General features: G+C 68.1%; 1 protein-coding gene. It reads left to right on the top strand.

Translation table 11 applies throughout. The features are described 5' to 3' along the window. Window positions 1–568: 568 nt before the first annotated feature. Window positions 569–1,786, top strand: coding sequence for an ISL3 family transposase (locus ACWC24_RS41845; protein ID WP_450668166.1), 1,218 nt, complete (start codon window positions 569–571; stop codon window positions 1,784–1,786). The last annotated feature ends 52 nt before the right edge of the window (window positions 1,787–1,838 follow it).

Below are 1,838 nucleotides of genomic sequence, written 5' to 3'. Positions count from 1 at the left end.
TGCCCGCGGCGGGCTCGCTGCAGTTCGGTGGCCAGTTTGATGCGTTGCGCCTCACCGCCGCTGAGTTCCGTCGCGGGCTGGCCCAGCCGCAGGTAACCCAGCCCCACCTCGCGGCTCTGTCCGCAGTTCCGTGAATCCGCAGGTCAGCGAAGTGAGCGACGGATCGTTTCGGCAGAGTATGTCCCGGCATGGCGAGCAAGACGGTCGAGGCTGTGCTGTTTCCCGGGATCGATGTGCGAGTGGAGCGCGTCAGCGACTCCTCCGACGTCCTGGTGATCGAGGCGGTGTCCACCGCTCGCCCGGGCCGGTGCCCGGACTGCCGGAAACAGGCGAGGCGTGCGCACAGTTCGTATCAACGCGACCTGAAGGAGAGGCCGTTGGGCTCTTAACGGGTCATAGTGCGGCTGCGGGTCCGCCGGTACTTCTGTGACCGGAAGAGCTGTTCCCGCAAGACGTTCGTGGAGCAGGTGCCGGGCCTGTCCGAGCGGCACCGTCGCTCCAGTACCGGGCTGACAAGCTGGCTGCGGTCGATCGCGATCGAGCTCGGCGGACGTCCGGCCGCGCGGTTGTGCCGCCGTCTGCAGCTGGTCGCAGGCCGGACCCGGCTGCTCAGGCTGCTGGTAGCGCCGGAGGTGCCGGCCCGTGCACCGCGGGTGCTGGGGTGGACGAGTTCGCCTTCCGCAAGGGCTGCACCTACGGCACCGTGCTGGTCGACGTCGAGGCCGGCCGGGTCGTGGACGTGCTGCCCGACCGCACCTCGGAGACGCTCGCGGCCTGGCTCACCGGGCATCCCGGAGCCGAGATCATCTGCCGGGACCGGGCCACCGCCTACACCAAGGCGGTCAGGGAAGCCGCCCCTCACGCCATCGAAGTGGCCGACCGGTGGCACCTGCTGCAGAACCTGTCCGCCGTGGTGGAGAAGACCTGCCACCAGCACCGCGACTGCCTGCGCAAACGCGCCAAGGAGGAGACCGTGACCGAAGTGCCCGAGCCGCCCCCGATGCTGTTGCCGCCCCCGGAACTGCCCCGCACCCAGATCATCGAACGTACCCGCCACCGCTATGAAGACATCCACCACCTGCTGGAGAGACGCTGGACGATCAGCGCCATCGCCCGCCGTCTGCACCTCGATCGCAAGACCGTACGACGCTTTCGTGACACCGACCTCGACGAGCTGCTGGCCTCCGCCCGCGAACGCCGCCCCAACGGCATCCTGGAGCCCTTCAAGGGATACCTCAACGTTCGCTTCACCGAGGCGCAGGGCCAGGTCAGCGGCACCCGGCTGTTCCTGGAGATCCAGGCTCGCGGCTACCGCGGCAGCCGCCAGGTCGTCCGCAAACACCTCGCCGCCCTCCGCACGGGCACCGCCGAACCAGTCAGGGCCGACATCCCCAGCCCCCGCAAGATCACCTCGTGGATCATGCGCCCCCGGGAGACACTCACCGAAAGTCAGGGTGAACGGCTCCTCCAAGTCCGGCTCGCCTGCCCGGACATCACCCGGGCCTGCGACCTCGCCCGGGCATTCGCCGACATGGTCCGTCACCAGCGTGGATACCTGTTGCTGGAGTGGATCCGACAGGCCGAGCAGAACGCACCGAAGCCTATGAAGGGCTTCGCCGGCTTCCTCCGCCAGGACCTCGACGCGGTCACTGCCGGACTCACCCTCCGGTGGAGCTCAGGGGTTGCCGAAGGGCACGTGAACCGGGTGAAAACACTCAAGCGGGCCATGTATGGCCGAGCATCGTTCGAGCTCCTCCGGACCCGCATCCTCGAAAACGGCCCATGAGACAGTCGGGCACGGCTCACCGATTGTCACTGAGGAGAAGGATCCATGAGAG

The sequence above is a fragment of the Streptomyces sp. NPDC001443 genome, from assembly GCF_053597355.1.
The sequence above is the reverse complement of the archived record's forward strand: the minus strand, read 5'-3'. Positions and strand labels throughout refer to the sequence as shown.